This is a genomic window from Streptomyces sp. NPDC042336 (assembly GCF_055581985.1).
Window position 1 is genome coordinate 1 of sequence record NZ_JBVJEA010000053.1, and the last position, 12,991, is coordinate 12,991.

Consider the following 12,991-nt stretch of genomic DNA (forward strand, 5'->3'; position numbering starts at 1 on the left):
CCTCTGCTCTCGCCGTCCCCGGGGCGCCCCCCCCCCCCACCCCCCCCCCCCGGGCCGTCACCCCCCCCCGGCGGGGGGGGGGGCGCCCCCGCCCCCCCCCCCCACGGCGGGGGCAGACGGGTGGTGCCCCGTCCAGGGCCTCCTGCCGCTGGTCAGACGAGGGCCGGGGCGGGAGTGGCCAGGTAGGGGGTGATGTTGCGCCAGGCGCGCTCGACGTACTCCTCCTTCTCACCGACCGGGGCGACGTAGTGCAGCGCGCTCTCGGCGGCGTCGTTGCCCCTGAGACGGGCGATGATCCAGGCGGCGAGATAGTGCGAGGCCAGACAGCCGCCCGCGGTGGCGATGTTGTCCCGGGCGTGGAAGGGCTGGTTCAGCACCTCGACGCCGGCGGCGACGACCCACGGCTTCGTGGTCAGGTCGGTGCAGGCGGGGACGTCGTCGAGCAGGCCGAGCCTGGCCAGCACGAGCGCGCCGGAGCACTGCGCCGCGATGAGCTGCCGCGAGGGGTCCAGGCCGCGCAGTACGTTCATGATCTCCGGGTCTTCGGTGACCTCACGGGTGGCGACGCCGCTGCCGACGATGACGGCGTCAGCGGCACACGCCTCCTGGAGCGTGGACATCTGCTCGACGACCACCCCGTTCATCGACGTCACCCTGGGACCGGGGGTCGCGAGGGTGACGCGCCAGTCGTCGGTCCTGACGCGGTTGAGCACACCGAGCGCGATCAGGGAGTCGAGCTCGTTGTAGCCCTCGAAGGTGAGGATGGCGATATGCACGACGGCTGTCCTTCCGGATGGGTGGGACTCGACGGTAGGAACCCGGGAGCAGGACAGCCAAGGAATTGTCATGGATACAATCCGGTGCATGGCGGCCTCGCGGTACAAAAGGCTGGTCGACGCGCTCGCAGCCGACATCAGGACCGGGCGCCTCGCCCCGGGGGCGCGGCTGCCGACCCATCGCGCTCTCGCCGCCCGCGAGGGCATCGCCGTGGTGACCGCTACCCGGGTGTACGCCGAGCTGGACGCGATGGGCCTGGTGAGCCGGGAACAGGGCCGGGGCACGTTCGTGCGCGACATCGCGGTCCCCGCCGGTCACGGAATCGATCAGCAGGCCGTCGCCACGGACGCGGTCGACCTCAGCTTCAACTCCCCGTCGCTGCCCGGCCAGGCCGATCTCCTGCGGCAGGCCCTGCGGGAGGTGGCCACCTCGGGCGATCTCGACTCGCTGCTGCGCTACCAACCGCATCGAGGGCGTCCACAGGACAGAGCCTCCGTCGCACGGCACCTCCGACGCCGGGGCATCACCGCCGACGCGGATCGGATCCTCATCGCCAACGGCGCCCAGCACGGCCTGGCCATCACCCTCATGGCCATGCTGGGCGTCGGCGACGTCGTCGCGGTCGACGCGCTCACCTACCCGGGTTTCAAGGTGCTCGCGCACGCCTTCCATCTCGATCTGGAGCCCATCCCCACCACTGCCGGCGGACCGGATCTCGATGCCCTGGAGAGACTGTGCGCGACCCGCCCTGTACGCGCGGTCTACACGATGCCCACCCTGCACAACCCTCTGGGCTGGGTCATGCCGGCCACCGACCGCGCCCGCTTGATCAGGATCGCCCGACAGCACGGTGCGCTCATCATCGAGGACGCCTCGTACGCCTACCTGGTCGAGGATCCTCCACCGCCGCTGGCCGCGACCGCGCCGGACATCACCGTCTACGTCTCGGGACTGTCCAAGAGCATCGCCACCGGCCTGCGGGTCGGCTTCGTCCTCGCCCCGCCGTCTGCGGTGCCCCGGCTCGAACGCGCCGTCCGGGCGACCACCTGGAACACCCCCGCCCTCACCACCGCCATCGCCTGCCGCTGGCTCGACGACGGGACGGCGGACCACCTGGAAGCACGGAAACGGGACGACGCCGGAGCGCGCCAGGCTGTCGCCAGGCAGGAGTTGGCGGGCCTCCCGCTCATCGGCCACCCCTCGTCCTACTTCACCTGGCTGCCTCTGCCCGACGACGCACGCGCCGACCGGCTGACCGCCACCCTCGCGCGCCAACGCATCTCGGTCACCACGGCGGAGCCGTTCACCACCTCGGCACACACACCACAGGCCATTCGCCTCGCACTGGGCTCGACCGGTCTGGACAGTCTGCGGTCGACGCTGCGCACCGTGCGCCGAGTCGCCGTCGAGGACGCCTACGCCTGACCTCGGGCTCCTGCCACCGTGCCGGCAGCCGGTCCCGTCAGAACGCGCCCTCGGTCGCCCGCGCGCGTCTGCGGCGGGGACGGGCACGGGTGAGCAGGAGGTAGAACATGGCGAGCGCGGCGACCGCCTGGGCCACTACGGTGGCTTCCTTCTCGCCGTACCAGACGGGTTCGTACATGTCCGGGACCGGTCCCAGCTCGCCGACGTCCACGTAGCGGTAGACGAGCAGCAGCGCGAGCCCGCCGACGGCCACCGCCGCGGCGAAGAGGTCCCCCGGCGGCCGGCGCCAGAGGAGGACGAGCAGCGCGGCGAGTGCCGCGAGGGCCGCCTCGACGCGGAAGAGGGTGCCCTGGCTGACACTGGAGGTGATGGCGTCGTACCGGTCGGCCAGGTGCGCGTGCAGGTACGCGTCCACGGCGAGACCGGCCGCGGCGAGCACCCGCGCGGCACCCCGCGCGAAGCGGCCCACACCGCCTCGGTGCGGGGGCGGGCCGGTGGGCGGTGAGGACATGACAGGTCTCCATTCGCGCCGCGGACGGCGCGCCGGCCGGGGCTCACTCGACGGTGAGCGTGCCCTTCATGAACGGGTGGATCGTGCAGGTGTAGGGGAAGTCGCCGGGCTGCGACGGCGCCGTGAAGGTGGCGCTCTTGCCGGGGGCGATGTCTCCGGTGTCGAAGGAGCCGGCCTTGGAGGCGGTCAGGGTGTGCGTGGTGGTGTCCTTGTTGACGACGGTGACCTTCGCCCCGGGAGAGACGGTCAGGGAGGCCGGCTGGAACTTGAAGTCCTTGATGGTGACCTCCGTGCCGGCGCCCGTGGCCGGGCCGGTGGCCGATTCGGTCGGGCGGTCGCCGTCGCCCCCTCCGCCGTTCGAGCATCCGGCGGAGGCTGTCAGGGCGAGGGCGCAGGCGGTGGCCGCGAGGAACCGGGCCGCGCCGGTGGGGAGCGGGAGGTGCATGGAGTCTCCGAGCGCTGGTGGGCCGGACCGGCCGGAGGTCAGTAGCCGCCGTCGTTCGTCCGGGGCTTGGTGGTGATCTTCTTGCCGTCCGGGTCGACGACGAACCACTTGGCGCCGAAGGCGTCGACGTCCTGCCCGTTGGTGTCGCCGGCCTTCTGGTCGTCGGCGAACCGGTACAGCGGGTGCCCGTTGTACGTCACCTGCTCGGAGCCGTCGTCCCGCTTGGCGGTCTTGAGCAGGTCCTTCTTCAGCCCGTTGCCCGCGGCCGGGGTCGCCTTGACGGTGAAGGGCGGCCACGCCTTGGCGCAGTCGTCATCGCACTGCGACTTGTTCTTCGTGTCCTTCTCGAAGAGGTAGAGCGTCCTGCCCTTCTCGTCGACCAGCATCTTGCCGTAGGTGCCGTCCTTGACGTCGACCGCGGGGGCGGCCGTCGAGGTCGCCGCCGGCACCACGTCGGTGTCGAGCTTGTCCGCGGCGCCGTGGGTCTCCGCGGCACCGGCGCCGGTGTCCCCGCCGTCGTCCGAGCACCCGGCTGCCGCGGTGGCGACGAGCAGGGCGGAGGCGAGCGTGGTGACAGTCCTGATGTGCCGTTTCATGAGGTTCTCCGTATTCGTCTTCCGCCCCGGGGGCAGCACGCGGCCCGCCGGGCGGGGCAGCTTGTCCCAGTGCACATCGGGCCGCACGGACCGACCAACCGACCGCGTCCGTTCGGTGTGCCGGGAACCGCTCGGCGGCCTGGTCCGGGCGGTCGGGCACCGGGCGGCCCGCCACACCGACGGTCTGGGCGGTCCGGCTGACTTTCGTGACGTACACGGCGTTCAGGGGCTGAACTCCCCCGCCCCACAAGGGTTTTCTCGGCTTCACCTCTTGACGGCGGCGGCGCCCCGGAGCACATTGGCCGCACTCTGAGAGCGCTCTCAGACGTCTCCCCGGAGCGCGCTCGGGGCGTACCGCTTCCCACTCCCGCATCGAGAGGCGACCCCCACATGAGTCAGACATCCGGCAACCCGCCCAGACGCCGGCCGCTGCGCCGGGCCCTGGTGGCCGTCGTCGGCACGCTCGGCCTCGCCGCGGCGGCCACGACCGTCACGGGCCCGTCGGCGGGCGCGGCCGTCCCACCGCCCCCGTCCGGCTGGACGCAGGTCTTCGCCGACGACTTCGACGGCGCGGCCGGCTCCGGGGTGAACACCGCCAACTGGCAGTACGACACCGGCACCTCGTATCCCGGCGGCCCCGCCAACTGGGGCACCGGCGAGATCGAGACGATGACGTCGTCCCCGGACAACGTCTCGCTGGACGGCGGCGGGAATCTGCGCATCACCCCGCGGCGCGACGGCGCCGGCCACTGGACCTCGGGCCGCATCGAGACCAGGCGCGCCGACTTCGAGCCCCCGGCCGGCGGCAAGCTGCGCGTGGAGGCCCGCATCCAGGTGCCGAACGTCACCGGGGCGGCGGCCAAGGGCTACTGGCCGGCGTTCTGGATGCTCGGCTCGCCCTACCGGGGCAACTACTGGAACTGGCCCGGCGTGGGCGAGATCGACATCATGGAGAACACGCAGGGCCTCAACACGGTCTGGTCCACGCTGCACTGCGGCACCTCGCCCGGCGGCCCCTGCAACGAGACCAGCGGCATCGGCGGCAACGCCCCCTGTCCGGGGGCCACCTGCCAGGCCGGCTTCCACACCTACCGGGTGGAGTGGGACCGCTCGACAAGCGTCGAGGAGATCCGCTTCTCCGTCGACGGCAACACCTTCCACACCGTCCGCGCCAACCAGGTCGACGCGACGACGTGGGCCAACGCCACGAACCACGGCTACTTCATCATCCTCAACGTCGCGATGGGCGGGGGTTTCCCGGACGCCTTCGGCGGCGGCCCGGACGGCGGAACCCAGCCCGGCCACTCGATGCTCGTGGACTACGTCCAGGTGCTGTCGGCCGGTGGGAGCGGTACCACACCGCCCCCGACCGGCGGTGACCGCGACGCGTACGGCACCATCGAGGCCGAGTCGTACGACGCCCAGTCCGGCACCATCACCGAGGCCACCTCGGACTCGGGCGGCGGGAGCAACCTCGGCGCGCTGGCGAACGGCGACTGGGTGCAGTACAAGGGCGTGAAGTTCGGTTCGAGCGCGGCGACCCAGTTCAAGGCCCGGGTGGCGAGCGGTGCCGCCGCCGGGGTCAGCGGCCTGGTCGAGGTGCGCCTGGACAGCCGTGGCAACGCGCCGGTCGGCAGCTTCGCCGTGGGCAACACGGGCGGCTGGCAGGCGTGGCGCACGATCCCGGCGAACATCGCCTCGGTGACGGGCACGCACGATGTCTATCTCACCTTCACCAGCGGCCAGAGCGCCGACTTCGTCAACGTGAACTGGCTCGGCTTCGGCCGCTGAGCGGCAACCGGCCCCCGCAGGAGGGCGAAGGGGCTCCACGCGCCGTGGGGCCCCTTCGTCGTGCCGTGCGGAGTTCACCCGCGCAGCTCCGCCCGGAAGGCCGCCGGTGTCTGGTCGGTGTGCTGCTGGAAGAACTTGGAGAAGTTCGCCGCGTCCGGGAAGCCCACCGCAGCGCCGACCCGGCCGATCGGCATCTCGGTGTGGGCCAGGAGCCGCTTGGCCTCCAGGACGACGCGCTTGTCGATGAACCCCTTGGGCGTCTCGCCCGTGGCGGCACGCACCGCGCGGACCAGCGTACGGCGGGAGTATCCGAGCGCGTCGGCGTAGGCGCTGACGCTGTGGTTGGTGGCGAAGCCCCGCTCGACCGCGTCCCGGAAGAGGGTGAAGGTACTGTCCCCCGGCGCCTCCGCCCGCCCCTTGCGCGCCGCCTGGGCGGAACTGGCCGCGAGATGGGCGAGCCGCAGCAGGAACGCGGACAGCGTGTGGCGCAGTACGGCGGTGTGCAGGCTCAGCGGGAGTGTGGTCGCGTCTTCGTACTCGCGCCGCAACTGGTCGAGCGCCGCCGTCAGTCCGGCGAGCCGCGGCCCGTCGGGATGGAGCAGGGGCGGCAGGTCGTAGCGGTAGAGACCGGTGGCCTCCACGGTGGCGCGGGGCAGGAAGCCGGGCTGCATGGTGAGCACCGTTCCGCGGTACTCGCCCTCGGGCGCGAAGCGGTGGACCTGTCCTGGACGGATCCACAGCAGATCGCCGGCCGACGCCTCGTACTCGGCGAAGTCGATCATGTGACGGACCGGTCCGCCGGTGAAGAGCATGACGATGTGGAAGTCGATGCGGTGCACGCGGTGCAGCGGCGCGTGTGCGCGCCAGGTGCGACCAGGGCCCATGGGACCGACCTGCATGCCGACTCCGAGGAGGCTGAGATCGACCGGGAAGGGGAACGTTCTGATCCCGTCGCCGTCACCACCTCGGCCGCCGTCACCGTCTTGGATGCTTTCGTCCGCCATGTCCTTCTCGCGCCGTCCCGCCCGTGCGCCCCGTGGCCGGGGCGTGTCCCAGTTTCACCACAGGCTGGCACACCACGACCTTCACTCCCAAAAGTCAGACTTTTAAGTTTGAACGCGTCAGACCAGCCACTCCGCTCCGATCGAGGATTTCTTGAAGATGAGCACCCAGTCGAGCAAGCAGACAGTGGACAGCGCGGACCGCTTCGAATGGACCGAACTCGACCGGCGTGCCGTCGACACCGCCCGGGTACTCGCGGCCGACGCCGTCCAGAAAGTGGGCAACGGCCACCCGGGGACGGCGATGGCCCTCGCCCCGGCGGCGTACACGATCTTTCAGAAGGTGATGCGGCACGACCCCGCCGATCCCGAGTGGACCGGCCGTGACCGCTTCGTCCTGTCCCCCGGCCACACCTCGCTGACCCTCTACACCCAGCTCTTCCTGGCCGGGTACGAGGTGGAGCTGGACGACCTCAAGGCCTTCCGCACCCACGGGTCCAAGACGCCGGGCCACCCCGAGTACGGGCACACGGCGGGCGTGGAGACCACCACGGGTCCGCTGGGCCAGGGTGTGGCCAACGCGGTGGGCATGGCGATGGCCGCCCGCTACGAGCGCGGCCTGTTCGACCCCGGGGCTCCCGAGGGCGAGTCGCCCTTCGACCACACGATCTGGGCGATCGTCAGCGACGGCGACCTCCAGGAGGGCGTCTCCGCCGAGGCGTCGTCGATGGCCGGTCACCAAAGGCTCGGGAATCTGGTCTTCCTCTACGACGACAACCACATCTCGATCGAGGGCGACACCGCGACCGCGTTCTCGGAGGACGTACTGAAGCGATACGAGGCCTACGGCTGGCACACGCAGCGCGTCGAACCCGCCGAGAACGGCGACATCGACGTGCAGGCCCTGCACGCCGCGCTGACGGCGGCGAAGGCCGAGACCGGGCGACCGTCCATCATCGCCATGCGCACGATCATCGCCTGGCCCGCGCCGAACGCCCAGAACACCGAGGCGTCCCACGGCTCGGCCCTCGGCGCGGACGAGGTCGCCGCCACCAAGCGCGTCCTCGGCTTCGACCCCGAGCAGTCCTTCGAGGTCGCCGACGAGGTCCTCGCCCACACCCGCCGGGCCCTGGACCGCGGCGCCGAGGCGCACGCCGCCTGGGACAAGCGGATCGCCGCCTGGCGCGACACCGCCCCCGAGCGCGCGGCGCTCTTCGACCGCGTCGTCGCGGGCCTGCTGCCCGAGGGCTGGGAGGACGCCCTGCCGGTGTTCGAGACCGGCAAGGCGGTCGCAACCCGGGCCGCCTCCGGCAAGGTCCTCCAGGCGCTCGGCCCGGTCCTGCCCGAGCTGTGGGGCGGCTCGGCCGACCTGGCCGGCTCCAACAACACCACCATCGACAAGACCAGCTCCTTCCTGCCCGAGGGCAACCCGCTCCCCGGGGCCGACCCGTACGGCCGCACCGTGCACTTCGGCATCCGCGAGTTCTCCATGGCCGCGGAGATGAACGGCATCGCCCTGCACGGCAACACGCGGATCTACGGCGGCACCTTCCTGGTCTTCTCCGACTACATGCGCAACGCGGTACGCATGTCGGCGCTGATGCAGCTGCCGGTGACGTACGTGTGGACGCACGACTCCGTCGGCCTCGGCGAGGACGGCCCGACCCACCAGCCGGTCGAGCACCTGGCCGCGCTGCGCGCCATCCCGGGCCTCAACGTCGTCCGCCCCGCCGACGCCAACGAGACCGCGACCGTGTGGGCCGAGATCCTCAGGCGGCACTCCACCCACCCCGCGCCGCACGGCCTCGCCCTCACCCGCCAGGGCGTACCGACCTACGCGCCGAACCCGGACGCGGCGCGCGGCGGCTACGTCCTCGCCGACGCCTCCTCCGGCGCCCCGGACGTCGTCCTGATCGCCACCGGCTCCGAGGTGCGGCTCGCGATGGCCGCCCGGGAGGAGCTGGAGGCCGAGGGCACCGCCACGCGGGTGGTGTCGATGCCGTCCGTGGAGTGGTTCGAGGAGCAGCCCCGTGCCTACCGCGAGAGCGTGCTGCCGCCGTCCGTGCGGGCCCGGGTGGCCGTGGAGGCCGGGATCGGCCTGACCTGGCACCGGTTCGTCGGGGACGCGGGCCGCATCGTCTCCCTGGAGCACTTCGGCGCCTCCGCCGACGCCGAGACCCTGTTCACCGAGTTCGGCTTCACCGCCGGGCACGTGGCCGCCGCCGCCCGGGAATCCCTGGTCGCCGCCCGCGGCTGACCCCACCGGATCCCCTCCCGATCCGAACGCAGAAAGAGAAGATGATCACTGTGACCGAAGCAACCGCCACCGCGGGAGCACTGCAGCGCCTTGCCGACCAGGGCGTCTCCGTCTGGCTCGACGACCTGTCGCGGCGGCGGATCGAGTCCGGCAACCTCGCCGAGCTGATCAGGACGAAGAACGTCGTCGGCGTCACCACCAACCCGTCGATCTTCCAGGCCGCCATAGGCTCCGGCGAGGGCTACGAGGACCAGCTCGCCGACCTGGCGACCCGGGGCGTCACCGTCGACGAGGCGGTCCGCATGATGACCACCGCCGACGTGCGCGCCGCCGCCGACGTGCTGCGCGGGGTGTACGACGCCACCGGCGGGCGCGACGGCCGGGTCTCCATCGAGGTCGACCCGCGGCTCGCCCACGACACCCGGGCCACCGTCGCCGAGGCGCGTCAGCTGGCCTGGCTGGTGGACCGCCCCAACGTGATGATCAAGATCCCGGCGACCAAGGCCGGTCTCCCGGCGATCACCGAGGTCATCGGCGCCGGCATCAGCGTCAACGTCACGCTGATCTTCTCCCTGGAGCGCTACCGCGAGGTCATGGACGCCTACCTCGCCGGTCTGGAGAAGGCGCGGGCGGCCGGGATCGACCTGGCCGGCATCCACTCGGTCGCGTCCTTCTTCGTCTCCCGCGTCGACAGCGAGATCGACAAGCGTCTGTCGCTCCTTGCCACCGACGAGGCCCTCGCGCTCCGCGGGAAGGCGGCGCTGGCCAACGCGCGACTGGCCTACGAGGCGTACGAGAACGTCTTCGCGGGCGACCGCTTCACCGCCCTCGCCGGGGCCCGCGCCAACCCCCAGCGCCCCCTGTGGGCGTCCACCGGTGTGAAGGACCCGGCATTCCGGGACACCCTGTACGTGGAGGAGCTGGTCGCTCCCGGCACCGTGAACACGATGCCGGAGGCCACCCTGGACGCCGCCGCCGATCACGGCGAGGTCCGGGGCGACACGGTCACCGGCGGGTACGCCCAGGCCCGGGCCGACCTGGCGGCCGTGGAGCGGCTCGGTGTGTCGTACGACGAGGTGGTGGAGCAGTTGGAGCGAGAGGGCGTGGCGAAGTTCGAGGCGGCCTGGCAGGACCTGCTCGCCGCCGTGACGAAGTCCCTCGACAGCAAGGGAGTTGACGGGGAATGAGCGAGGAGCTTCCCGCTACGACGGGCCGGGAGACCAAGGCGACGAAGGAGGCCAAGGAGACCCGGACCGCCCAGGACGCGGCCGGACCGCTGCACGCCGAGGCGGCGGAGGAGGCCCACGCCGCCGGGGCGGAGAAGGCAGCCGGATCCTCCGGGTCCTCCCGGAGCGCGAAGAAGACCGGGACGGCCCGCCCCGCCAAGGGGGCGAAGAGCAAGGGCACGGACAAGGAGGCCGTCGAGCCGGTGGCACCGCTCGACTGGAGCAACCCACTGCGCGATCCCCAGGACCGCCGTCTGCCCCGTATCGCGGGCCCGTCCGGGCTGGTCATCTTCGGCGTCACCGGTGACCTGTCCCGCCGCAAGCTGATGCCGGCGGTGTACGACCTGGCCAACCGCGGCCTGCTGCCGCCGGGCTTCTCGCTGGTCGGCTTCGCCCGCCGGGACTGGGAGGACCAGGACTTCGCCGAGGTCGTGCACGACGCGGTCAGGGAGCACGCGCGCACGCCCTTCCGTGAGGAGGTCTGGCAGCAGCTCTCCGAGGGCATGCGCTTCATCCCCGGCGACTTCGACGACGACAACGCGTTCGAACAGCTGCGCAAGGCCGTCGAGGAACTGGACGCCTCCCGCGGCACCAGCGGCAACTACGCCTTCTACCTCTCCGTGCCCCCGAAGTTCTTCCCGAAGGTCGTCCAGCAGCTCAAGAAGCACGGGCTGACCGACGGACCGGACGGCTCCTGGCGGCGCGCGGTGATCGAGAAGCCGTTCGGCCACGACCTGGAGAGCGCCCGCGAGCTGAACGCGCTGGTGCACGAGGTCTTCGACCCGGAGCAGGTCTTCCGCATCGACCACTACCTGGGCAAGGAGACCGTCCAGAACATCCTGGCGCTGCGCTTCGCCAACCAGATGTACGAGCCGATCTGGAACCGGTCCTACGTGGACCATGTGCAGATCACCATGGCCGAGGACATCGGCATCGGCGGCCGGGCGGGTTACTACGACGGCATCGGCGCCGCCCGCGACGTCATCCAGAACCACCTGCTCCAGCTGATGGCCCTCACCGCCATGGAGGAGCCGGCCGCCTTCGACGCGCGGTCGCTGCTCACCGAGAAGCTGAAGGTGCTGCGGGCCGTGCGGCTGCCGGAGGACCTGGGCGAGCACACGGTGCGCGGGCAGTACGCGGGCGGCTGGCAGGGCGGCGCGCAGGTGCCCGGCTACCTGGAGGAGGAGGGCATCGACCCGGCCTCCACCACCGACACCTACGCGGCGATCAAGCTCGGCATCGACAACCGCCGCTGGGCCGGGGTGCCCTTCTACCTGCGCACCGGCAAGCGCCTCGGCCGCCGGGTCACCGAGATCGCGGTGGTCTTCCAGCGGGCCCCGCACTCTCCCTTCGACTCCACCGCCACGGAGGAGCTGGGCGAGAACGCGATCGTCATCCGCGTCCAGCCCGACGAGGGCATGACGGTGCGGTTCGGCTCCAAGGTGCCGGGCACGTCGATGGAGATCCGGGACGTGTCCATGGACTTCGCCTACGGCGAGTCCTTCACGGAGTCGAGCCCGGAGGCGTACGAACGGCTGATCCTGGACGTCCTTCTGGGGGACGCCAACCTGTTCCCGCGCCACCAGGAGGTGGAAGAGTCCTGGCGGATCCTCGACCCGATCGAGGAGTACTGGGCCTCGCACGACAAGCCCGCGCAGTACGCGTCGGGCGGCTGGGGACCGCGGGAAGCCGACGAGATGCTCGCACGAGACGGACGGAGCTGGCGCAGGCCATGAGGATCGACCTGACCGACACCACGGCAAGCAAGGTCAACAAGGCGCTGGTGCAGGGTCGCCGGGCCATCGGCACACCGGCCGTGGGCATGGTGCTCACGCTGGTCATCGTCACGGACGAGGAGAACGCCTACGACGCGATCAAGGCGGCCGAGGAGGCCTCGCACGAGCACCCCTCGCGCACCCTGGTCGTCATCAAGCGCCACCCCCGCAACCTGCGCGACCGCACCCGCTCGCACCTCGACGCCGAGGTCCGGGTCGGCTCCGAGGCCGGGACCGGCGAGACCGTCGTCCTGCGCATGTACGGGGAGGTGTCCGAGCACGCCGACTCCGTGGTACTGCCGCTGCTGCTGCCGGACGCGCCGGTCGTGGTGTGGTGGCCGGTGGAGGCGCCGGACAACCCCGCGAAGGACCCGCTGGGTGCGCTGGCCCAGCGCCGGATCACCGACCTCTACACGGTCGAGCGCCCGATGGAGGTCCTGGAGCGCCGGGTGCGCGCCTACGCGCCCGGCGACACCGATCTGGCCTGGACCCGGCTGACGCTGTGGCGCTCGATGCTCGCCGCGGCCCTGGACCAGGCCCGGGTGCCGGTGACCTCCGCGGTAGTGGAGGCCGAGGCGGACAACCCGGCGGCCGAGCTGCTGGCCCGCTGGCTGGAGGCCCGCCTGGGCGTCCGCGTGGACCGCGTGATCACCGACGGGCCGGTCGTCACGGCCGTGCGCCTCGGCACGGCGAACGGCGAGATCGTCATCGACCGTCCCGAGGGACCGCTCGCCACGATGACCCTGCCCGGACAGCCCCCGCGCTCCCTCGCCCTGAAGGTGCGCCCCACCTCCGAACTCATCGCCGAGGAGCTCAGGCGCCTCGACGCCGACGAGATGTACGCCATCGCCCTGCGCGGCGAGGCCGGCAAGGAGACCCCCGTCCATGTCTGACACCCCGAAGCTCGACCAGCGGCCCCAGTGGACCGCGCTCGCGGACCACGCCAAGGGCACGCTGCCCCACCCCGACCTGCGCGAGCTGTTCGCCCAGGACCCCGGGCGGGCGAATCGGTACGTCGTGCGCGTCGGAGACCTGCGCATCGACTACTCGAAGCACCTGGTCACCGACGAGACGCTGGCCCTGCTCCAGGAGCTGGCCGCCGCCACCGACGTGTTCGGGCTGCGCGATGCGATGTTCCGCGGTGAGCGGATCAACATCACCGAGGACCGGGCCGTGCTGCACACGGC

Annotated in this window: 11 protein-coding genes and 1 pseudogene; 7 read left to right on the forward strand and 5 right to left on the reverse strand. The window is 71.8% G+C overall.

Annotated elements, in window-relative coordinates:
- Window positions 1-152: 152 nt before the first annotated feature.
- Window positions 153-776: a DJ-1/PfpI family protein gene (locus ACZ6IM_RS41345; protein ID WP_469564364.1), complete on the reverse strand. Its 624-nt coding sequence runs from the start codon at window positions 774-776 to the stop codon at window positions 153-155.
- Between the two features lie 88 nt (window positions 777-864).
- Between ACZ6IM_RS41345 and ACZ6IM_RS41350 the strand changes: the two genes are divergently transcribed.
- On the forward strand, window positions 865-2,202 hold the full coding sequence (locus tag ACZ6IM_RS41350; protein WP_469564367.1) for an aminotransferase-like domain-containing protein: 1,338 nt from the start codon (window positions 865-867) through the stop codon (window positions 2,200-2,202).
- Window positions 2,203-2,239: 37 nt separating this feature from the next.
- Here the strand turns inward: ACZ6IM_RS41350 and ACZ6IM_RS41355 are convergent, their stop codons facing one another.
- The 3 genes from ACZ6IM_RS41355 to ACZ6IM_RS41365 are packed head-to-tail and all read right to left on the reverse strand — an operon-like array spanning window position 2,240 to window position 3,754.
- Window positions 2,240-2,713 carry a hypothetical protein gene (locus ACZ6IM_RS41355; RefSeq protein ID WP_469564368.1) on the reverse strand — a complete coding sequence of 158 codons (474 nt, stop codon included), beginning with the start codon at window positions 2,711-2,713 and terminating at the stop codon, window positions 2,240-2,242.
- Window positions 2,714-2,756: 43 nt separating this feature from the next.
- The gene (locus tag ACZ6IM_RS41360) at window positions 2,757-3,158 is read right to left on the reverse strand and encodes a cupredoxin domain-containing protein (protein ID WP_052842299.1); all 402 of its coding nucleotides are present in this window, start codon (window positions 3,156-3,158) and stop codon (window positions 2,757-2,759) included.
- 38 nt (window positions 3,159-3,196) lie between these two features.
- On the reverse strand, window positions 3,197-3,754 hold the full coding sequence (locus ACZ6IM_RS41365; RefSeq protein WP_052842300.1) for a hypothetical protein: 558 nt from the start codon (window positions 3,752-3,754) through the stop codon (window positions 3,197-3,199).
- A gap of 390 nt (window positions 3,755-4,144) precedes the next feature.
- Between ACZ6IM_RS41365 and ACZ6IM_RS41370 the strand changes: the two genes are divergently transcribed.
- Window positions 4,145-5,545, forward strand: a complete 1,401-nt coding sequence (locus tag ACZ6IM_RS41370) for a glycoside hydrolase family 16 protein (RefSeq protein WP_469564371.1) — start codon at window positions 4,145-4,147, stop codon at window positions 5,543-5,545.
- A gap of 74 nt (window positions 5,546-5,619) precedes the next feature.
- Here ACZ6IM_RS41370 and ACZ6IM_RS41375 read toward each other — a convergent pair whose 3' ends face one another.
- Window positions 5,620-6,549, reverse strand: coding sequence for a helix-turn-helix transcriptional regulator (locus tag ACZ6IM_RS41375; RefSeq protein WP_052842302.1), 930 nt, complete (start codon window positions 6,547-6,549; stop codon window positions 5,620-5,622).
- Between the two features lie 157 nt (window positions 6,550-6,706).
- Between ACZ6IM_RS41375 and tkt the strand changes: the two genes are divergently transcribed.
- The 5 genes and pseudogenes from tkt to ACZ6IM_RS41400 all read left to right on the forward strand — a co-directional run.
- Window positions 6,707-8,803, forward strand: coding sequence for a transketolase (gene tkt / locus ACZ6IM_RS41380; protein WP_469564373.1), 2,097 nt, complete (start codon window positions 6,707-6,709; stop codon window positions 8,801-8,803).
- A 41-nt stretch (window positions 8,804-8,844) separates the two neighbouring features.
- Window positions 8,845-9,990 (forward strand): transaldolase, encoded by a 1,146-nt coding sequence (tal, locus tag ACZ6IM_RS41385; protein WP_052842304.1) that lies wholly within the window; start codon window positions 8,845-8,847, stop codon window positions 9,988-9,990.
- Entirely contained in the window at window positions 9,987-11,765 is a 1,779-nt protein-coding gene (gene zwf / locus ACZ6IM_RS41390) for a glucose-6-phosphate dehydrogenase (protein WP_052842305.1), read from the forward strand. Before tal ends, zwf begins: the two co-directional genes overlap by 4 nt.
- Complete coding sequence (opcA, locus tag ACZ6IM_RS41395) at window positions 11,762-12,697, forward strand: glucose-6-phosphate dehydrogenase assembly protein OpcA (protein ID WP_052842306.1); 936 nt, start codon at window positions 11,762-11,764, stop codon at window positions 12,695-12,697. Before zwf ends, opcA begins: the two co-directional genes overlap by 4 nt.
- A pseudogene (locus tag ACZ6IM_RS41400) lies at window positions 12,690-12,991 on the forward strand (glucose-6-phosphate isomerase); the annotation flags it as partial. The gene opcA and the pseudogene ACZ6IM_RS41400, both read left to right, overlap by 8 nt.

Excerpts from the sequence above, each read along its gene's own strand:
- ACZ6IM_RS41350 (WP_469564367.1), top strand. The coding sequence starts at position 865 with ATGGCGGCCTCGCGGTACAAAAGGCTGGTCGACGCGCTCGCAGCCGAC.
- ACZ6IM_RS41355 (WP_469564368.1), bottom strand. The coding sequence starts at position 2,713 with ATGTCCTCACCGCCCACCGGCCCGCCCCCGCACCGAGGCGGTGTGGGC.
- ACZ6IM_RS41360 (WP_052842299.1), bottom strand. The coding sequence starts at position 3,158 with ATGCACCTCCCGCTCCCCACCGGCGCGGCCCGGTTCCTCGCGGCCACC.
- ACZ6IM_RS41365 (WP_052842300.1), bottom strand. The coding sequence starts at position 3,754 with ATGAAACGGCACATCAGGACTGTCACCACGCTCGCCTCCGCCCTGCTC.
- ACZ6IM_RS41370 (WP_469564371.1), top strand. The coding sequence starts at position 4,145 with ATGAGTCAGACATCCGGCAACCCGCCCAGACGCCGGCCGCTGCGCCGG.
- ACZ6IM_RS41375 (WP_052842302.1), bottom strand. The coding sequence starts at position 6,549 with ATGGCGGACGAAAGCATCCAAGACGGTGACGGCGGCCGAGGTGGTGAC.
- tkt (WP_469564373.1), top strand. The coding sequence starts at position 6,707 with ATGAGCACCCAGTCGAGCAAGCAGACAGTGGACAGCGCGGACCGCTTC.
- tal (WP_052842304.1), top strand. The coding sequence starts at position 8,845 with ATGATCACTGTGACCGAAGCAACCGCCACCGCGGGAGCACTGCAGCGC.
- zwf (WP_052842305.1), top strand. The coding sequence starts at position 9,987 with ATGAGCGAGGAGCTTCCCGCTACGACGGGCCGGGAGACCAAGGCGACG.
- opcA (WP_052842306.1), top strand. The coding sequence starts at position 11,762 with ATGAGGATCGACCTGACCGACACCACGGCAAGCAAGGTCAACAAGGCG.